Annotated in this window: 18 protein-coding genes; 7 read left to right on the forward strand and 11 right to left on the reverse strand. The window is 64.5% G+C overall.

Annotation, left to right across the window (positions count from 1 at the left end):
• The first annotated feature begins 122 nt into the window (after window positions 1-122).
• Window positions 123-560, forward strand: coding sequence for a L,D-transpeptidase (locus JQ633_RS05775; protein ID WP_249158862.1), 438 nt, complete (start codon window positions 123-125; stop codon window positions 558-560).
• A 330-nt stretch (window positions 561-890) separates the two neighbouring features.
• Entirely contained in the window at window positions 891-3,095 is a 2,205-nt protein-coding gene (locus JQ633_RS05780) for a putative bifunctional diguanylate cyclase/phosphodiesterase (RefSeq protein WP_211984142.1), read from the forward strand.
• A gap of 103 nt (window positions 3,096-3,198) precedes the next feature.
• On the opposite strand, the gene JQ633_RS05785 is transcribed toward JQ633_RS05780, so the two are convergent.
• From JQ633_RS05785 to JQ633_RS05795, 3 genes are read right to left on the reverse strand one after another with little or no spacing between them, the layout of a single operon-like run.
• Entirely contained in the window at window positions 3,199-3,657 is a 459-nt protein-coding gene (locus JQ633_RS05785) for a DUF1801 domain-containing protein (protein ID WP_349631524.1), read from the reverse strand.
• 27 nt (window positions 3,658-3,684) lie between these two features.
• Window positions 3,685-4,461 carry a sulfite exporter TauE/SafE family protein gene (locus JQ633_RS05790; protein ID WP_211983341.1) on the reverse strand — a complete coding sequence of 259 codons (777 nt, stop codon included), beginning with the start codon at window positions 4,459-4,461 and terminating at the stop codon, window positions 3,685-3,687.
• A 12-nt stretch (window positions 4,462-4,473) separates the two neighbouring features.
• On the reverse strand, window positions 4,474-5,079 hold the full coding sequence (locus JQ633_RS05795; RefSeq protein ID WP_211983343.1) for a TetR/AcrR family transcriptional regulator: 606 nt from the start codon (window positions 5,077-5,079) through the stop codon (window positions 4,474-4,476).
• A gap of 127 nt (window positions 5,080-5,206) precedes the next feature.
• Here JQ633_RS05795 and JQ633_RS05800 point away from each other — a divergent pair, with 127 nt between their 5' ends.
• Window positions 5,207-6,118 carry a sterol desaturase family protein gene (locus tag JQ633_RS05800; RefSeq protein WP_211983345.1) on the forward strand — a complete coding sequence of 304 codons (912 nt, stop codon included), beginning with the start codon at window positions 5,207-5,209 and terminating at the stop codon, window positions 6,116-6,118.
• A gap of 8 nt (window positions 6,119-6,126) precedes the next feature.
• On the opposite strand, the gene JQ633_RS05805 is transcribed toward JQ633_RS05800, so the two are convergent.
• Window positions 6,127-8,106, reverse strand: a complete 1,980-nt coding sequence (locus tag JQ633_RS05805; RefSeq protein ID WP_211983347.1) for a methyl-accepting chemotaxis protein — start codon at window positions 8,104-8,106, stop codon at window positions 6,127-6,129.
• Window positions 8,107-8,397: 291 nt separating this feature from the next.
• Between JQ633_RS05805 and JQ633_RS05810 the strand changes: the two genes are divergently transcribed.
• On the forward strand, window positions 8,398-8,790 hold the full coding sequence (locus tag JQ633_RS05810; RefSeq protein WP_211983349.1) for a hypothetical protein: 393 nt from the start codon (window positions 8,398-8,400) through the stop codon (window positions 8,788-8,790).
• Between the two features lie 192 nt (window positions 8,791-8,982).
• On the opposite strand, the gene JQ633_RS05815 is transcribed toward JQ633_RS05810, so the two are convergent.
• Window positions 8,983-9,705, reverse strand: coding sequence for a hypothetical protein (locus JQ633_RS05815; protein WP_211983351.1), 723 nt, complete (start codon window positions 9,703-9,705; stop codon window positions 8,983-8,985).
• A gap of 266 nt (window positions 9,706-9,971) precedes the next feature.
• Here JQ633_RS05815 and JQ633_RS05820 point away from each other — a divergent pair, with 266 nt between their 5' ends.
• Window positions 9,972-10,583 carry a TIGR00730 family Rossman fold protein gene (locus JQ633_RS05820; protein ID WP_211983359.1) on the forward strand — a complete coding sequence of 204 codons (612 nt, stop codon included), beginning with the start codon at window positions 9,972-9,974 and terminating at the stop codon, window positions 10,581-10,583.
• A 114-nt stretch (window positions 10,584-10,697) separates the two neighbouring features.
• On the opposite strand, the gene JQ633_RS05825 is transcribed toward JQ633_RS05820, so the two are convergent.
• From JQ633_RS05825 to JQ633_RS05835, 3 genes are all read right to left on the reverse strand, one after another.
• Window positions 10,698-11,870: an acyl-CoA dehydrogenase family protein gene (locus JQ633_RS05825; protein ID WP_211983361.1), complete on the reverse strand. Its 1,173-nt coding sequence runs from the start codon at window positions 11,868-11,870 to the stop codon at window positions 10,698-10,700.
• A gap of 150 nt (window positions 11,871-12,020) precedes the next feature.
• Window positions 12,021-13,247, reverse strand: coding sequence for an MFS transporter (locus JQ633_RS05830; RefSeq protein WP_211983363.1), 1,227 nt, complete (start codon window positions 13,245-13,247; stop codon window positions 12,021-12,023).
• A 359-nt stretch (window positions 13,248-13,606) separates the two neighbouring features.
• Window positions 13,607-13,936, reverse strand: a complete 330-nt coding sequence (locus JQ633_RS05835) for a hypothetical protein (RefSeq protein ID WP_211983365.1) — start codon at window positions 13,934-13,936, stop codon at window positions 13,607-13,609.
• A 915-nt stretch (window positions 13,937-14,851) separates the two neighbouring features.
• Here JQ633_RS05835 and JQ633_RS05840 point away from each other — a divergent pair.
• Together JQ633_RS05840 and JQ633_RS05845 are read left to right on the forward strand one after the other, a co-directional pair.
• Window positions 14,852-15,139: a hypothetical protein gene (locus tag JQ633_RS05840; protein WP_211983367.1), complete on the forward strand. Its 288-nt coding sequence runs from the start codon at window positions 14,852-14,854 to the stop codon at window positions 15,137-15,139.
• A gap of 401 nt (window positions 15,140-15,540) precedes the next feature.
• On the forward strand, window positions 15,541-15,867 hold the full coding sequence (locus JQ633_RS05845) for a nuclear transport factor 2 family protein (RefSeq protein ID WP_211983369.1): 327 nt from the start codon (window positions 15,541-15,543) through the stop codon (window positions 15,865-15,867).
• A gap of 46 nt (window positions 15,868-15,913) precedes the next feature.
• On the opposite strand, the gene JQ633_RS05850 is transcribed toward JQ633_RS05845, so the two are convergent.
• The 3 genes from JQ633_RS05850 to JQ633_RS05860 form a co-directional block, all read right to left on the reverse strand.
• A complete protein-coding gene (locus JQ633_RS05850) occupies window positions 15,914-16,357 on the reverse strand; it encodes a hypothetical protein (protein ID WP_211983371.1) in 444 nt (147 codons plus the stop codon).
• A 354-nt stretch (window positions 16,358-16,711) separates the two neighbouring features.
• The gene (locus tag JQ633_RS05855; protein WP_211983373.1) at window positions 16,712-16,948 is read right to left on the reverse strand and encodes a hypothetical protein; all 237 of its coding nucleotides are present in this window, start codon (window positions 16,946-16,948) and stop codon (window positions 16,712-16,714) included.
• Window positions 16,949-16,979: 31 nt separating this feature from the next.
• On the reverse strand, window positions 16,980-17,183 hold the full coding sequence (locus JQ633_RS05860; RefSeq protein ID WP_249158863.1) for a hypothetical protein: 204 nt from the start codon (window positions 17,181-17,183) through the stop codon (window positions 16,980-16,982).
• Window positions 17,184-17,676 lie beyond the last annotated feature (493 nt).

The raw sequence follows: 17,676 nt of genomic DNA on the forward strand, positions 1-17,676 counted from the left end.
TTGATCGCCCACAGCCTGGATTAAGATTACCCGCGGCTTTGCGGCCCGCGTGTGACGTGTAGCACTTTACAATTGCGCGCCCCGGGCGACATATGCCCGCAATAATTTCAGGCAGGCGTACTATGTGTAGCGTATTTGGCGTACGGCTGGCATTTGCAGCCGCGATCGTTGTCGCGACATTGGCGCTGTCACCGGCGCAGGCCGGCGTCGTCGTTCACATCGATAAGTCATCGCAGCGCATGGCCGTCAGCGTCGACGGCGCGATGCGCTACAACTGGCCGGTGTCGACCGGGCGGCGCGGCTACGGCACGCCGAGCGGCGTCTATCGTCCGCAGATGCTGGCTCGGCGCTGGTTCTCGCGAAAGTATTACAACTCGCCGATGCCGTATTCGATCTTCTTCCACGGCGGCTTCGCCATTCACGGCACCTACGATCTCGGTCGGCTCGGCGGCCCCGCCTCGCATGGCTGCGTGCGGCTGCATCCGTCGCACGCCGCGATGCTCTATGGCCTCGTCGAGCGCAACGGCCGCGGCGCGACGCGGATCGTGATCACCAACTAGTCTGCAAGCTGCAAAAGCGGCCGATCGCGTCGCCGCTTAACCGCGCGATAACCCTGTTGCGCGTTGACGCATATTGATGCGCGCAGGAGCCTCTTCGGCGCGTTCATTGGGCAATCGCGCCCCGATTTACGGATTCGTCATCATGGATGGCGGCTCCCGCCCTCGTGAATCCGCTGGCACGACGCCGATCGCTCGCGCGATGCGCGAAACCGCCTGCAAAGCGGGCAGGCCGCGACTTCTCATCCGGCGCAGCTGCGTGTCGAGAGATACCAATTTTTCAGACACTTATCGCAGAAATGTCACTGATCTGGAATGCGCGTGGGGCGTGCGATGCCGATGATGCGGCCGAAGAAAACCAAGAAGCCGAAGCTGGCCAAGGCATCCCGTCTCGGGGATCGCAGGTCCAAGCCGGTACCGCGACTCTCGGGCCGTTCGCGCCGCGCCGCCGCCGAGATCGGCGAGCTGGTGCGCCAGCGCGCGCAAGCCGACGCGGCCATTGCGGACGCGCGCAAATCCAATGCGCGGCTGCGCGAGGCGATCGATCTCCTGCCGCAGGGCATCGTGTTCCTGGACTCCAGCGGCCGCTACACCCTCTGGAACAAGAAATACGCGGAAATCTATCAGCGCAGCTCCGATCTGTTCGAGCACGGCGCGCGGCTGGAAGACACCATCCGCGTCGGCGTGGCGCGCGGCGATTATCCGGAGGCGGCGGGCCGCGAGGAGGCATGGATCGCCGAGCGGCTGCAGAAGATGTATCAGCCGGGCGAACGGCATGAGCAGGTGCTGGCCGACGGCCGCGTCGTGTTGATCGAGGAGCGGCTGACCTCGGATGGCGGCATCGTCGGCCTGCGCGTCGACATCACCGAATTGAAACAGCGCGAGGCCTCGTTCCGCCTGCTGTTCGACGGCAATCCGGTGCCGATGATCCTCTGCACGCTGGACGGCGAGCGAATCCTCGCCGTCAACGACGCGGCGATCGCGCATTATGGCTATGTGCGCGCCGAATTCGAGCGGATGACGGTCCGCAGCCTGCAGGCGTTCGACGCCGAATTGCCCTGGGCCGCCGGCCGCAGCAGCGACGAGCAGGCGGCGCGGACCTGGAAGCATGTGCGCGCCGACGGCACGCTGATCGACCTTGCGATCTATTCGCGCCAGCTGATGCACGGCGACCAGCCGGCGATGCTGCTGGCGCTGATGGACATCACCGAGCGCAAGCGCGCCGAGGCGCGGCTCGCCTTCATGGCGCAGCATGACAGCCTGACCGGGCTGCCGAACCGCAATCTGCTACGCCAGCAGATGGACGAGATGCTGCAGCACACTCGCCGCTCGACCGACAAGGTCGCGGTGCTGATGCTTGGGCTCGACAATTTCAAGGCGGTCAACGACACGCTCGGCCACGGCATCGGCGACAAGCTGCTGCGCGGCGTCGCCAAGCGCCTGCGCTCGACCTTGCGTGATGAGGACGCGCTGGCCCGGCTCAATTCCGACGAGTTCACGATCGTGCAGGCCGGCGTGACGCGGCCCGAGGACGTCGTGCTGCTGGCGCGGCGGATCCTCGAGGCGATCAGCGAGCCCCATCTGCTCGACGGCCATTCGGTGGTGATCGGCGCCAGTATCGGCATCGCGATGTCGCCCGGCGACGGCGAGGATTCCGAGAAGCTCCTGAAGAGCGCCGACATGGCGCTGTCGCGCGCCAAGAGCGAGTTCCGTGGCACCTTCTCCTTCTTCGAGGCGGAGATGGACGCGCGGGCGCAGAGCCGGCGCAAGATCGAGCTCGACCTGCGCGATGCGATCCAGAACGAGATCCTGCGGCCGTACTACCAGCCGCTGGTCGATCTTTCGAGCGGCCGCATCACCGGCTTCGAGGCGCTGGTGCGCTGGCCGCATCCGGAGCGCGGCATGATCTCGCCCGGCGAGTTCATCCCGGTCGCCGAGGAGACCGGCTTGATCAACGCGCTGGGCGGGCTGATGCTGCATCGCGCCTGCATGGATGCGGCGCAGTGGCCCGACGACGTCCGCGTCGCGGTCAACCTGTCGCCGCTCCAGTTCCGCAGCGGCAATCTGCTGTCGGTCGTCACCGACGCGCTCAGGCAATCCGGCCTGCCGGCGCGGCGGCTTGAACTCGAGATTACCGAGACGTTGCTGCTTGAGAAGAGCAGCCAGGTGCTGGCGACGCTGCATGCGCTGCGCGCGCTCGGGGTGCGGATGTCGATGGACGATTTCGGCACCGGCTATTCGAGTCTGAGCTATCTGCGCAGCTTTCCGTTCGACAAGATCAAGATCGACCAGTCCTTCGTGCGCGACCTCGGCGCCAACCCGGATGCGCAGGCGATCGTGCGCTCGATCGTCAGCCTCGGCATCGGGCTCGGCGTCACCATCACCGCCGAGGGCGTCGAGACCGAGTCCGAATTGAGTTGCCTGCGCGCCGAGGGCTGCCACGAAGGCCAGGGCTTTCTGTTCAGCCGCGCCCGGCCGAACGCCGAGGTGGTGAGCCTGCTGCTGGCTCAGTGCGGCGCCACGGCGCTGGTGGCGTAGTAGCGCGCGCAGAAGCGTAGGATGGGTGGAGCGCAGCGATACCCATCATCTCACAAGCGGCACGAAAGCGATGGGTATCGCTTCGCTCCACCCATCCTACGGTCTACTTGGGAGCCTTTCCCCGCAAATGATACGTCAGCGCGAGCGCCACGCAGTGGCGCAATGCGGCTTCCGGAAACTTGCCGGCGACGTCGAGCAGGATCGCGCGATTGCCGCCGTAGCTGAGCTCCGGATAGAACTCGCGGAATGTCTCGACCAGATTGGTCTGGCAATGGAAGTAGATCGCGACCTGGTCCGCGGCCGGCTTGACCTGATCGATCCGGATCGTGCTGCCGCTGCCGGTTTCCGGCGTGAGGTAGCTCGGCTGGCCCCACTTCAAGGTTTCCTCCAGCGCGCCGACACCCTTCGTCGCCTTCGCGGTCTCGAGGATCAGGCGCCGCAGCGCCAGCAGCCGTGCCTTCACGGGCGCGGGATATGCGGCGAACAGCGCCTCGCCGGATGGCGGCTTTGCCCGCGCGCTCTGCGATCCTCTGCTGCTCGCTTGTGCCGGCTTGCGCATCATGGGTCCCCGCGACGACATCAGCTCAATCTAACACAACGCCTTGAACGTCATGTAGAGCGCCATCAGCGAGACGAAGAAGATCATCGCGATCCGCAGGTGCGCGCGGTCGATCCGGTTGGCGGCGCGCGCGCCGAGATCGGTGCCGGCGAGCAGGCCGATGATGACGCCTGCCAACACGGGCCATGATGCGAGCGAGCCTTCGCTCCAGTAGATCCAGGCCGACGGGATCGTGGTCGGGATCAGCGACATAGCAAGGCTCGCCATTTGGGCCTGATGCTGCGGCACGCCGAGCACCGCGCTCAGCCCGACGACGGTGGCAAGGCCGCCGCCGATGCCGAGAAAGCCCGACGACAATCCGGCCAGCAGGCCGACGGCGAGCAGCGCCGGCCAGGACAGATCGCGTGTCGCGGTCGCGTCGTCATACTCCTTCTTGTCGCGGCTGCCGCGCAGCACCAGCATCGCGTCGAGCGCGACGAGATAGGTGACGTAGCTCCAGCGCAGCACCGTTTCAGGCGCATGGTTCGCCGCCAGCGCGCCGGCCGCGCCGCCGCCGACGAAGCCGATCGTCAGCAGGCCGATCCAGCGCAATGGCGTGCGGTTGCCGCTCTGCCAGTAGCGGCGGATGCCGGTGAGGCTGGTCGGCGGCACCTGCGCGACCAGCGAGATGCCCTGCGCGACGTGTTGCCCGGCGCCGAGCAGCAGCACCGAGAACACGACCAGCCCGCCGCCGGGGCTGACGCCGAGCAGTCCGGCGGTGAGGCCGCCGGCGAGGCCGGTGACGATGCCGGCGATGAGATTGTGCATCGCGCCGCTCCGTCAGCGTTTGGCGGCAAGGCCGGCGAGGAAGATGTCGAACGCCTGCATCGCCTCCGCCGTCGAGACCGTCTCGCCCCACAGCCGCTGCAGCACGAGGCCCTGGAACATCGCGACCATCGCGCGCGCCGCGCCGCGCGGCTGGATGCTGCGGTCGATCGCCCCGCTCTTCTGGCCGCGCCGCAACAGGTCGATGATCAGGGCGATCGGCTGCCGGATGCCGTCGGTCACCTGCGCGCGGACCACGTCGTCGCGCAGCGCCTCAGCCCAGAGCTGCAACGCGACGCGGCGGGCGCGCAGTCCGTCCTCCTTCTGCAGGTCGCCGAGAAAGGCGCGGGCGATCGCACGCAGGCTCTGCAGCGGGTCGTCGCTCTGGCCCTTGACCGCGAGCAGCGCGCCGTCGCGGCCGTGCCGGCTCTCGCCGATCGCCTGGATCAGGTCCTCCTTGCCGGAGAAATGTCCGTAGATGCAGCCGGCGCTGAGCCCGGACTCCTTGATCACGTCCTGGATGGTGGTCTGATGAAATCCCTGGCGCGCGAAGCAGCTTTCCGCCGCGCGCAGGATCTCCTCGCGGCGCAGCGCCAGGGTCTCGGGTTTCACCTTCGGCATTGTCGGTCCTTCTTGGGTCGTGACGCGGCGGCCGGCCAATCGCCCCGGTCGAAGCCGCGGCCTTGACGATCGCTCGGCCTCATTATAAAGAACAAATATTCGTTTTGTAAAGGGAGGAGCACTCGGCATGGTCGGTTTCGCAAAGCTTCTGTGGCATCCGGGCGCCGGCGGGATGGCGCATATTGAGCTGCCCTCGACCGGCGCACGCCTCGCGTTCCTGCTGGCGAGCTTCGCGCTGGTGCTGCTGTTCGAGGCGCTGTTTCCGCTGTTCAGTTACGGCCGAGGCGAGCGGCTCAGAAACATCGGCCGCAACGCCGCCATCACCGTGATCTTCCTCGGCGTGAACCTCGCGCTCAACCCACTCTCGCCACTGGCGGCGCAATGGACGCTCGATGCGAAGTTCGGCCTGTCGCACTGGCTCGGCCTGTCGCCGGTCAGCCAGTTGCTGCTCGGCATCATCGGGCTCGACCTGTTCGCCTATTTCGCCCATGTCTCGATGCACAAGCTCGGCTGGATGTGGCGCTTCCACCGCATGCATCACGCCGACCGTTTCGTCGACGTCACCACCGCGTTCCGCGAGCATCCCGGCGAAACGTTGTGGCGGATCGGCTGGCACATCGCCGCCGTGCTGGTGTTCGGCACGCCGGCCTGGGTGCTGGTCACCTATCTGACGCTGTCGGCGCTCAATGCCCAGTTCGAGCACGCCAACATCCGCCTGCCGGAGCGGCTGGATCGCTGGTTGCGGCTCGTCTTCGTGACGCCGAACATGCACAAGATGCATCACTCCCGGCATCAGCCGGAGACTGACAGCAATTATTCGAACCTGCTCTCGATCTGGGACCGGCTCGGAGGCACCTACAACCGCGGCCCGCGCTTCGCGGAGCTGCGCTACGGCCTCGACGGCTTCGACGATGCCAAGAAGCAGTCGCTGCGCGGGCTGCTCAAGATGCCGTTCATGGGCGATTGGGGACGGCCCGAGATGGGCCCCGACGACAAAGCCGATCGACCGGCTCCGCCGCCAATGCTGCCGTGGCCTTGACCTGAAGTTCAGCGCCGCCGGTTAGGGGCGCTGCGCAATCCCGCGAGGAACGTGTCGACGCTATGCGACAGCGCGGATGCGTGATCGCCGAGCTGGCTCGACGTATCCAGCACATTGCCGGTGAGGGCGCGGGACTGGCCGGCGGCCTCGCTGGCGCCGGCGATGTTGGCGGAGACTTCGCCGGTTCCGGAGGACGCCTGCTGCACGCTGCGGGCGATCTCCCGCGTCGCCGAGTCCTGCTGCTCGACGGCGGCCGCGATCGCGGTGGCGATGCCCGAGATCTCGCGGATCGTGCTGCTGATGTCGCCGATCGCGGTGACGCAGTCGCCAGTGGCCGACTGGATCGCGCCGACCTGGCCGGCGATCTCGTCGGTCGCCTTTGCGGTCTGGTTGGCCAGTTCCTTCACCTCGGCGGCGACCACGGCGAAGCCGCGGCCGGCTTCGCCGGCGCGTGCGGCCTCGATGGTGGCGTTGAGCGCCAGCAAATTGGTCTGGCTGGCGATCGCACTGATCAGGCGCAGCACGTCGCCGATCTTCTCGGCCGATGCGGCGAGGCTCGTCACCATCTCATGGGTCTCCATCGCCTTGGCCACGGCATTGTCGGCGACGCGGCTGGAATGGGTGACCTGGCGGCCGATCTCGGTGATCGAGGATGCCAGCTCTTCGGTCGCCGCAGCGACCGCGTTGACGCTGGCCGACGCCTCCTCGGACGCGGCGGCAGCCGCCGAGGTCCGTTCGGAGGTGCCGTTGACGCTGCTGGTGATCTCGCCGGCGACGCGCTGCATCGCGCTCGACGATTGCGCGACGGCGGCGACCATGCCCTTGACGTCGGATTCGAAGCGGTCGGCCATCCGCCGCTGCAGCGCCTGCCGGTCGGTCTCCGCACGGATCTTGTCGGCCTCCTGCGCCTCGCGCAACGAAGAAGTCTCGATCATGCTGCGGCGGAACACGTCGACTGCCTTCGCCATGGTGCCGAGCTCGTCGCGGCGCTCGCTGCCGGGGATCGTGACGCTGGTGTCGCCGCTGGAGAGGCGGTTCATCACCGCGGTGATCGCGGTGAGCGGCCGCGACAGGCCGCGGCCGAGCAGGAACGCGAGCAGCATAGCCGCGGCCAGGATCGCGATCGTGCCGAGGATCAGGTTGCGCTGCGCGCTCGACGCGGCGGCCTCATAGTCGCTGGTGTCCTTGACGATCTCGAGCACGGCGACCGGCTGACCGGCATAATTCTTGATCTGCCCGAGATAGAGCTCCACCGCGTGGCCGTCGAGCGTGGCGTCACGCAGCAGGGCTGCCCCGCTCATCACGCGCTTGAGCTCGTCCTGGGTCGCGACCACGGTGTCGCCGAAGGTCGAGGACAGCCGCTTGAAGCTCTGGCCGTCAAACGAATGCACGGCGAGGTCGATGCCGAAGCGCTTCTTGGCGCGATCGACGAATTCCTTGCCGAAGGCGGCGCCGACATCGACATTGGCCAGCGTCTTGCCGTCGCGCACGATCGGGGTCATGCCGAAGATCGACAGCGCTTCGCGGCCGGGCTCGACGCCGACGATCGGCTTGCCGGCCTTGATCGATTCCACCACCGTGGTGCGCCGAGCGGAGGCGTCGTCGCCGAACACCTTCGGCGCGTGGATCCGGTAGAAGCTCACAGCCGGCGCCTGCCAGAACGTGATCAGCGGGATGCCCTGTTCCTTCATCGCCGTCCAGGAGGGGCCGAGCAGCTTGCCGAGGCCGTCGCGATCGCCCTTGGCGATGGCGTCTCCGACCGGCGGCAGGGCCGCGATCGCCGCCGAGACGGCGAGCGCGGCGCGCCCCTCATAGTCGATCGCCGCGATCACGCTGTCATATTGCAGCTTGAGCTGCTGATCGAGCGCGAGCCGGGTCAGCGCGCGCTGCTGGCTGATGGAGAAGCCGCCGAGGATGGCGCAGGCGACCGCGACAGTCAGGGCAATCGCCAGGATCAGGCGGGCGGCAATCGATCGAAGCGTGAACATGGGACCGGCGGAACTCCAGGGAATTTCAGGTCCGCAAGGTCGCAGAAAATGCTTAACAACCGGGTGTTGCCGCCGCCGGGATCGGCTCGGAGGCGAGGGAACCGGCGCGACTTTGGTATCAGGTGATGAGGGGCCGGCCGGATCGAAATCCTGCGACACTTGGACCGGTTCCCATGGGATGAACCGGACAAGGTGCCTCAGCAACTAATCGTGAGGGGAGCCGAGCCTGCGCACTGCGCGAGCATGCCAGCGGCATTGGTTGCTTCCGAAGGCGCAGCAAGGACTAATCTCATGCCATACATCATCGTGCTGACCGCCGTGATCGGCATCCTGGTTCTGCAAATGACCGGTGCGATTCCGATGGACGCCGTCGGTGGCGGGCTGGTGATCGCGGCGGCTACGTTCGTTGCCGTACTGGCTCTCGCAGTCCACGAGGCATGGACGAACAAGCGGGGTGTGCTCGGCTGGATCGTGAACATCGTCGTCTCGCTTGTCGCCGCCTTCTTTGCCGCCCAGTTCGGCGGCCCGCTTGTGGCCATTCCGCTCCTGATGCTCGCGGGCGAGGGCAGCAGCTCGCTGGCGGCCGCGGGAAGTGGCGTGATGTCGCTCGCGCTCGTCCTCGTGATGGTCGTCACGCTCGCGGGATCGTCGGGCGCGCTGTGGCTGGTGAACCGGCGGCGATGAGTTCGCTCAATGCGATGGTGCGATAGCGACGATGCTGCGATTGGTCTTCTCGTTTCCGATTGTCCGATGGACGCTACTGGCCCGTAGCCGATCTTTGCTCAGAAGGCCGCAATGTCCGCTTCGAGGATGGAATCCGACCAATACCAAGCGGGCTGCCCAAGTCCGCTCGTGACCCGAAGCGGACATGGTCTGCTAATCGAGATCCACTAAGGATTTGTCTTCACGAGGTCCAAGTCCTCGCCGAACGAATTGCACTATGGCGGCACCTTGCGCATCTGCGATCTGTTCAGTTTTGCTGCCAGACTTTTCTTCGCTCGATATAGTCCAGACCGCCAACAGATTGGGCAAGACCTCGACTATGGCTGTACAAAATGGCGAATGTTGATCGCAGCCTATTTTAGTCACTCCTAATGGAGGCGTTTTTCCACCGATCTGATCGAGCATCCGTTCTCTGCCGACCGTCCAATAATCTTTGAGAAGATCGAGTCTGCCTTCATCTAACAAATCGAATTGCTCCGGCAGACGACGAAGCAAGCCGCGTCGCGGTCCTTGACAAATAGTCTGCGACCAAGTGCGCTTCAGGAGTGGGCAGATGGCCGTGGATGCCAGCATTTCTCCTGTGTATTGATATTCCCGAATTATGAGATCGAGCTTATTCGCCTGCACGGGATGATATGAATCGGGAGAGACCTCCGATGCGTTGGTTCTTTCGGTCGCATGTGCGCCTAAGTTGAAGACATGACCGGGACCGCGAAGCGCAACGACGGGCACGGTGATGTGCTGACCACCGATGACAAAGTAGCGATCGGATGCAAAGTGCTGAGCACGCGATGCACCCTGATCGCCAAAGCCCGCAAATGAGGCAAGCAGCGCAAGAATTACCGCTCCAATTGCCATGTAAAGCAACTGCTTCATGCGACAAGTATTCCAAAGCCGTCTTAAAATTGTTCCGAAGCAAGTATACCATCTAGCGTGGTATGAGGGTGTAGCTCTTTCTCGGCTTGGTGAAAGTCTGGTTATGGCCCATAGCCGACCGTTGCTCGGAAGGCCGCAATGTCCGCTTCGAGGATTGAAGCAGACCAGGCTCAAGCGGGGCATCGTGGTCGGCTTTTGATCCGAAGCGGGCTCTGGCGAGCAATAACAGGCTTGACGCAATGGGCGTGCATCGCGTTCATCCCCACATGAGCAAGATCAAAGCAGTCTGCGTCTATTGCGGTTCCTCACCCGGTCACGACGTTGCCTACGTCGAGGCGGGCGAACGATTGGGACACGCTCTTGCGGCGTCGGGACTAACGCTGATCTACGGCGGCGGCACCCATGGCGTGATGGGCGCGGTCGCTCGCGGCACACTGAATAATGGCGGCAAGGTCGGCGCGATCATTCCGAAGTTTCTCACGAACTGGGAAACGACGACCGATGCGCTCAAGATGTTCGACGACGTGACGATCACCGACACCATGCACGAGCGCAAGCATAGAATGTTCGAGCGCTCCGATGCCTTCGTGGCGCTTCCGGGCGGCATCGGGACCATCGAAGAGATTGTGGAGATCATGACCTGGGCCCAGCTCGGGCAGCACCGCAAGCCGATGGTCCTGGTGAACATCAAGGGCTTTTGGGCGCCGATGATGGCGATGCTGGACCACATCCGCAGCGCAGGTTTCCTTCATCGAGACCACCTGCTTCGGCCGATCGTGGTTGATCGTGCCGAGGACGTCGTCCCCGCGATTGTCGCTGCCGCTGCCAAGGAAGGCGCGTCGGAAGACGGCGTCTCGTCGATCATCGACAAGATGTAGATTTCTGCGTTCTCTAGAGCGCGATGAGTTTTGGCCGACTCGCCATCGCGCTCCAGCTCTTTATTTGGGCATGATCTTTTCGGAAAACCGCTTCACACTTTTCCGGATCATGCTCTAGCGCGCGGTCGGCGACGCGGTGAGATTGCCCGCCAGGATTGCCTTGCCGGCGTCCTCGAACTGGGTGTCGCGGGCCTGGATCTGCTGCGCGATCGCATGCATGTCGCGAAACCGCCGCTCGAACGGATTTCTTGCGAACACCGCCGTCGCCCCCGACATGTGGTAGGCGATGTCGACCACCGAGGCTGACTGGTGGATGGTCCAGGTCGAGGCGATGCGGATCGCGATGCGATGCGCCTCGGTGATGGGCTCGCCGCGCGCCAGGTCGCGCCAGACCTCATTGGCGGTGGTGTAGAGATAGGCGCGGGCGGCGCGCAGGCTGGCCTCGGTGCGGCCGATCTGGCCTTGCACCGCATTGTTCTCGCGCATTGCCTTGAGGCCCTGCGGGGTCTTGCCGCGCGCGAGGTCGGTCGCCGCATCCAGCATGGCGCGGGCGACGCCGAGCGAGGTCGCGGCAAAGCCCATGCTGAACACCATGTTGGTGGAGAGCTTGTAGAGCGGACCAGGTTCGCGGCACGCGCTGGGCTCGTCGCGCAGCGCGGCGAATTTGTCTGATATGAAGAGGTTCTCGACCGAATAGGAATCGGTGCCGGTGCCCTTCAGCCCGATCACGTCCCAGACGTCGTACATCGTCGCCGAGGACATCGGGAACAGGATGGTGCGGATCTCCGGCGAACCGTCCGGCTTCTTGCGCGGCGAGCCGTCGGCCTCGACGACCCGGACGTGGGCGCCGAGCCAGCTCGCCTGCCGCGAGCCGGAGGCGAAGTCCCAGCGCGCATTGGCACGATAGCCGCCGGGCTCGGCGCGAACCTCGTGCGCGATCGCGCCCCAGGCGAGGATGCCGGGCGCGGTGTTGAAGATCTCGTTGGCGGCATCGGGATCGAGATAGGCCGCGGTCATGGCGCAGACGCTGCATTGGCCGAGGCACCAGGCCGTCGACGCGTCGGCCTTGGCGATCTCCTCCTGCATCTGCATGAACACATCAAGCGGCGCCTCGGCGCCGCCAAAACTCTTCGGCAGCAGCGCGCGGTAGAGCCCGTTCTCGACCAGTCCCGCCGTCACGGCCGGCGTCAGCCGCCGCGTCCGCTCGATCTCGTCGGCTTCGCTGGCGATCAGTGGCTGCAGCGCGCGCGCCCGCTCGACGAGATCAAATCCTTGCGGCTTGTTCATGCGTTTCCTCGGCCCGTTTTCGCGTTCTTGTTGGGCGGGCGTGTGATGGTGGCCCATCCGGCTGACAAGGGCAAGGTGGGATGGTATGCGCGCAGATCAGCCATCCATCTGCAGCGTCGCTGTGTGACGTATTGACGAACGCGTCGTTACTCAGGCCGCGGCGCGGCCGAGATCGAGCGAGGGCTGGCGTTTCGACGGGAAGCTCAGCGCGACGGCGACCGCAGCGAGGCCGATGGCGAAGGAGCCAGCGTGCAGCCACGTATAGCCGTGGAACGTGTCATACACATAACCGCCGGCCCATGGTCCGAGCGCCATGCCGAGGCTGGCGAACGCCGACACCGCGCCGAACACGGTGCCCATGATGCGCGCGCCGAAGAATTCGCGCACCAGCACCGCATAGAGCGGCATCACCCCGCCATAGGCGAGGCCGAACACGACCGACAGCGCATAGAACTCGCCGAGCCGCGCCACCGCGAGATAGGTCGCGATCGCGAGCGCCTGCACCAGGAGGCCGCCGACCAGCACCGGCTTGGCGCCGAGCCGATCGGCCAGCACGCCGAGCAGCAGGCGGCCGCCGAGACCGGAGAAGCCGGCGAGGCTGTAGACAGTGACCGCGGTGAGCGGAGCGATGCCGCACACCATGGCGTAGGACACCATGTGGAAGATCGGCCCGGAATGCGCCGCGCAGCAGGCGAAATGCGCGCCGGCCAGCGCGATGAATTGCGGCGTGCGCAGCGCCTGTGCCGCGGTCCATTCGGTCTGCGGCGCGCTCGCGGCCGCGCTGCTCGCGACCTCCGATCCGCGCGGCGCCGATCGCACCAGGAAGCAGGCAGGGATCAGCAGCGTCCATGCGACGATGCCGATGACGAGCATCGCGGTACGCCAGTCATAGGCGGTGATCAAATAACTCGCCGACGGCGCGACCGTCACCGGCGACACGCCCATGCCCGCGGAGACCAGCGCCACCGCGAGGCTGCGATGCTTGTCGATCCAGGCGCTGGCAAGCGCCATCATCGGCGCATAGAAGCTGCCGGCGGCGATCCCGATCAGCACGCCGAAGCAGAGCTGGAATTGCCACAGGCTCTGCGCCTGGCTCGCCGTCACGAGCCCGAGACCGAGCAGCAGGCTGCCGGCCAGCACCACGATGCGGGTGCCGAAGCGGTCCGACAGCGCGCCCCAGGCGAACGCCGCAAAGCCCATGAACAGGAAATCCAGCGTCGCCGCGGCCGAGATGCCGGCGCGCGACCAGCCCATCGCATCCGAGATCGGCTGCAGGAACACCGCAAGCGACAGCATGGTGCCGAAGCCGATGCAGGTCATCAGCGCGCCGGCGCCGACGACAACCCAGCCATAGTCGAAGCGGGCGGCCTTGCTCATCGCGTTTCCTCAGCCCGCTTGTGTTGTCTTGTTTGCGCGGGCAGCGGGATGGTGGCCGATCCGGCCGCGCGGGGCAAGCTGAGATGATCAGTCGCAGACCGGCCATCCCGATCGCGCAATGATCGGCCGACGCGATCGCGATCCGTAGCCCGGATGGAGCGAAGCGCAATTCACCTCGCCCCGCGTGCGGGGAGAGGTCGGAACGCATCGCAAGATGCGTTCCGGGTGAGGGGGAGTCACCGCGAGTCCAACTGTCACCGATTATGCGGAAGCGGCCCCTCACCCCAACCCTCTAAGAGCGAGCTACGCTCGTCTCGACTCCGTAAGAACGGGGCGAGGGAGTACACCGCCGTCCCGCGCTACCCGCACTGCCACGCGCGGCCGATCGGCGTCCAGGTCCAGCACGGACCGAAGCTGCCGCCATTGTAGCGCCCGCGATAGAAGCCGGGCCGGCCGAAATAGTGCCAGTCGCCGCCGTAATAGTACTCGGGCGAATAGTCCGGATAGCCGCGCGCGGCGCCGCGCGGGCCGAACACCGGAATGGTCTCGTTGGGCGGCTGCCGATAGCCGGGCAGGAAGCCATAGCCATGCCAGCGGGCGGTCTGCCGCTTTTTCTTGGAGGCGGCGGAGCTCACGTCCGGCTGCAACAATGCGAGGATGACGATCGAGAGGGAGAGAATGCGCAACATGGACCGCAGCATAATCGTCACGCCGTAAGATGGCGATTCAAATCGTGGTGCGTTTTGTTGCCGGGACACGGATGGACATCATGCCGCGCCTTGCGGAGACCGCCGATCGAAAGGCGGGCGGCCCGCTGCCCGGGATCGCGTGCGAATGATTGCTCAAGAAAGCGCGTGAGGCCCGGCGCGCCGTGGAGGTGGAGGAGTGTCTTGCAGCTCCCGGCGCGCCATTGCCTTCATAGGGTCCGTCATCCGATGAGGAGCCAACTCACACTGACAATGAGCGCCACGAAAGACATTCCCGCGAAGCCCAGGAAGCAATACTCGATGCTGTCGAAGCTCAACATGGGTCCAGTCTGCGCTTTGGTCCCGGACGGGCGCATTTAGATATGCAAGTCAGAACGGCTGTCTAACCTGCGTTAGTGACGTCGCAGTCCGCTTCGATCCGCACCGGGAAAAAGCAGCAATTATTCGAGCAGGATTCACACGCGTTATTTTCGGAACCAGCATCTTGGCGAATGATCCAAACGCTGGGCAGGGAAGTTTTCATTTAAGGACAGTTTTTAAGGCCCAGAGGGTCCGCCTGAATTATCGGCGATGGCGGTTCGGTGACCAGGAATAAGAGCGGCCCCAGCATTGCCTCCAAGGGTGCTGGGGCCGTTCCATCTGGCGGTCAGTATTGCGCGTTGTGAATCGAGGAGACCGTCTTGAATTGCATAGCACCTCAACAGGCTAGATTTCTCGTTCGGCGGGGCGGCACCGGCTGGATGGTCTACGATCGAGAACGCAAGGGGACTGCGCTCTTGAGAGCTGGAGCTGCGGAAAAGTTGACGAGAGATCAGGCCGAAAACCTCAAGCAAAGACTGACGGTCGATCCCTCATTGTGCTTCTCCCCTGACAGGTTCGCTTGACGGCGCGGCAGACTTGGACACGCTCGGGCTGAGCACGCAGGCATTGCTAGAGAACGAGAGCGAGCAGGCCAACAACGGTCATAGCAAACGAGAGGAATCCGGCGGCAGCAACCCAGTCCATGCGATCCAAAGGAATCCGATCCACCCGCTCGCCCGCATGGTTTCCCACGGCAGCAGCGTGCCGAAATTGTTTGGGGTGACGTTTTTGACCCAATGGCGTCAACTCCGCGTGGGTTCGCTGAGTGCGTCGTTCGGCAATGGTTTCGCACAAATCCGTCCGCCGGCCGTCGCATCTGCATGAGATCAGCGCACCGGAGTGGCTCAACACCCGATTAGAAACCGAAGAGAGAAATAGGCGCCAATCGCGACAACCCCGGTTGTCGCGATTGAAAACAGGACGCGCCAAACGTCGAATTGTTTGGGCTCGAAGGCCGGTTCGTTCTGCTGAGCCACGCTTACCTCCCGGAAAGTCATCATGGTAGGTGGCGGAGGCCATCGTCCGCTTTAACATGGGTCAATCAGTGGGGCAGTTACCAGCGCCTCGCTCTGCGGCCGCCATGCGGACAGCCGATTCCCCGGCTGCAGCTAGCGGCCAAAGGTGACTATTGCCCGCCGCTTTTTTAGCGTCCGGACTCCTACGGTGTTGGCGGAACTTCGGGACCGTTCTAACCATTACTTACACACGGCATGTAGGTGAGGAATATGTCCTTTGACCCGATGGCCGCTGCGGTTGATTGGCTGGACGCCTACCGCGCGCGCGACTTGGAAGACATCCTTGGAATGTACGCCGATGATGCGGTGATCTACTGCGGATGTGGGGGTCACAAGACGCTGACCGGCCGGAGCGCCGTCCGCGCCTATTGGATTGACAGGCTAAAGCGATATCCGGCCTTCGCGCTGAACGACCTCCAGCCAAAAGGCAACGGGGTCACGATTTCTTACATCACGGCCAGCGGCTTCGTCAGCGCGGTACTGTCCTTCAATGGGGCGGGCAAGATCAGAGCCATTCGCTGCGGTCCTGCAAACTGAGGCCGCCTCGCCCTCAGCCTTCGCTGGCTCGTCCGAACCTTGCTCGTCATAGAATCCGCAGCGCTGCTTCGATCGCCAGCAGCGCGATCACGAACGCGGCGGTGCTGGCGAGGATGAATCTGCCAGTTTGGTCTGTGATCACGGCCGAGGTCTCGGCTGACTTGCGATAAGCGCGCTCAGCCGCATCGCAGCCGGCTCCTAGATCCATGATGATGTTGGGAAGCGTGCGAACCTTCTGGTTTTCGGAGTGAGCGTTTGTCTCCTCCATGATCCTCGCAGCCAATCGGGCCTCGCTCACCAACAGCGCATGCCCGGTTCGTTCAAACGAAACCAGGATCGCCGCCTCGCCGGCGCTACGGCCCACCCTGATTTCGATGTCGGCATCGTGCGGCGCGTCATGCAGCGCGGTAAGGAACGCCATCACGCGGCGCTTCGAGGTCGCCGGCACTTTGGGCGGTTTCACCGCCTTGCGGCGATCGTGCCTGTTCATGCTGGTGGTCCGATCGGATGAACGGCGTCGAGTACGGCTTTCTCAGCTTTGCGGGAGTGTCGTTGGTCGCGCTGATCATCGGCGTGAGCTAGCTCCTGTTCGGCTGAGCAGCCTGCCTACCTTCTCGCGAACTATTGAGCCTCAGGATGTACTCTTTCCTGAGGCCCTTTTCTTTCACATATGCAAAGGCGGTGGCGCTATCTCGCGCGTACGCTGGGCGTGGATGTACGACTTGGCCTCAGCGTGTACCCCTCGCTGGGGTCTCTTCTTTGGTGCGCAAAGGCGCCTAACACAGCGCGCCTCAGGCCAGCCGCAGTTTGAACTGGCGTCGATCGCCAAGGTGTCGATAACCGACTAGGCTAGCCCGGCGTCGATCTGTTCAATCAGTTTGGCGATGCTGCTGCGGCGCTCCCTCATCGTGGCCAAGACAGCCTCGAAGTCGCTGAGCTGCCTGACGGCTTCCGCCGTATCGTGACCATCGTGCTTGAGCCGCTCAACCATCGCGAGCTGCTTACTCACGGCAATTTCGCCGCGCGAGATGTGCCGATCCGCTTCGTCCAGCCGGTTCACTTCCGCCTGGCGGTTCATCATGGCGTGGGCCGGTTGTATGGCGAACGCCGCGTCATGAGGCCGCCATTTCGGTCAGGGGTGATTTGAAATCACGTCGCCATTGTTCGGCTCGCTCAGCGAGCTGATCGTATTCCAATGCCACCTTCAGGAGTTTTTCCCTCTCGCCGTGGCTCACCCGGAATCCGTCAGCCTTCGCGCGCGTCTCTTCGGCGCGCTGGCGCCAATAGGCCGGATCGAGCATGCGGGTATCTGCCATGATCAACGCCTCCGAACGTTTCCTGCGAGGGGTTAACTCTCGGCGGTGGACAGCGTTTCTGGAACTCGGTTCGCGCTTGGAGAAGGCCGGATATTTCGGCCCAAACTGCATCGTCTACCGTCCCGACCGGGCACGCGACGCTACGGTGGTAATCCGGCCGCGCCATCGAACATTGCCACTTTTTCCCGATAGCGTGCATGTGCGTTCCGGATGGAGCGCGGGACGGTCTTGGCGTGTCTTGGAGGAGTGAGCACCCCATAGGCACGCCAAGCCGTTTTTCTTCACATATGCGAATGCGGGATTGGCAACGCGCGTGCCACGCTGGCCTCGGATGTACCTGGGCCTCAGCGCTACCCCTCGCTGGGGACTTTCCTTGAGTTCGGGCGGCTTACTTTCCAATGCCGGCAAACAGGAGGCGCAGCACTAACAGGCTACCGTTACTTTGCATGGGGTTGTTTTTCGACTTTTGTTGTTTGGTCCCGAGGGGCGCAGG

The organism is Bradyrhizobium tropiciagri (genome assembly GCF_018130505.1).
Lineage (GTDB): Bacteria > Pseudomonadota > Alphaproteobacteria > Rhizobiales > Xanthobacteraceae > Bradyrhizobium > Bradyrhizobium tropiciagri_B.

What these genes read in the sequence shown, in the direction of transcription:
- JQ633_RS05775 (WP_249158862.1), top strand. Translation starts at nt 123, where the DNA reads ATGTGTAGCGTATTTGGCGTACGGCTGGCATTTGCAGCCGCGATCGTT.
- JQ633_RS05780 (WP_211984142.1), top strand. Translation starts at nt 891, where the DNA reads ATGCCGATGATGCGGCCGAAGAAAACCAAGAAGCCGAAGCTGGCCAAG.
- JQ633_RS05785 (WP_349631524.1), bottom strand. Translation starts at nt 3,657, where the DNA reads ATGATGCGCAAGCCGGCACAAGCGAGCAGCAGAGGATCGCAGAGCGCG.
- JQ633_RS05790 (WP_211983341.1), bottom strand. Translation starts at nt 4,461, where the DNA reads ATGCACAATCTCATCGCCGGCATCGTCACCGGCCTCGCCGGCGGCCTC.
- JQ633_RS05795 (WP_211983343.1), bottom strand. Translation starts at nt 5,079, where the DNA reads ATGCCGAAGGTGAAACCCGAGACCCTGGCGCTGCGCCGCGAGGAGATC.
- JQ633_RS05800 (WP_211983345.1), top strand. Translation starts at nt 5,207, where the DNA reads ATGGTCGGTTTCGCAAAGCTTCTGTGGCATCCGGGCGCCGGCGGGATG.
- JQ633_RS05805 (WP_211983347.1), bottom strand. Translation starts at nt 8,106, where the DNA reads ATGTTCACGCTTCGATCGATTGCCGCCCGCCTGATCCTGGCGATTGCC.
- JQ633_RS05810 (WP_211983349.1), top strand. Translation starts at nt 8,398, where the DNA reads ATGCCATACATCATCGTGCTGACCGCCGTGATCGGCATCCTGGTTCTG.
- JQ633_RS05815 (WP_211983351.1), bottom strand. Translation starts at nt 9,705, where the DNA reads ATGAAGCAGTTGCTTTACATGGCAATTGGAGCGGTAATTCTTGCGCTG.
- JQ633_RS05820 (WP_211983359.1), top strand. Translation starts at nt 9,972, where the DNA reads ATGAGCAAGATCAAAGCAGTCTGCGTCTATTGCGGTTCCTCACCCGGT.
- JQ633_RS05825 (WP_211983361.1), bottom strand. Translation starts at nt 11,870, where the DNA reads ATGAACAAGCCGCAAGGATTTGATCTCGTCGAGCGGGCGCGCGCGCTG.
- JQ633_RS05830 (WP_211983363.1), bottom strand. Translation starts at nt 13,247, where the DNA reads ATGAGCAAGGCCGCCCGCTTCGACTATGGCTGGGTTGTCGTCGGCGCC.
- JQ633_RS05835 (WP_211983365.1), bottom strand. Translation starts at nt 13,936, where the DNA reads ATGTTGCGCATTCTCTCCCTCTCGATCGTCATCCTCGCATTGTTGCAG.
- JQ633_RS05845 (WP_211983369.1), top strand. Translation starts at nt 15,541, where the DNA reads ATGTCCTTTGACCCGATGGCCGCTGCGGTTGATTGGCTGGACGCCTAC.
- JQ633_RS05850 (WP_211983371.1), bottom strand. Translation starts at nt 16,357, where the DNA reads ATGAACAGGCACGATCGCCGCAAGGCGGTGAAACCGCCCAAAGTGCCG.
- JQ633_RS05855 (WP_211983373.1), bottom strand. Translation starts at nt 16,948, where the DNA reads ATGATGAACCGCCAGGCGGAAGTGAACCGGCTGGACGAAGCGGATCGG.
- JQ633_RS05860 (WP_249158863.1), bottom strand. Translation starts at nt 17,183, where the DNA reads ATGGCAGATACCCGCATGCTCGATCCGGCCTATTGGCGCCAGCGCGCC.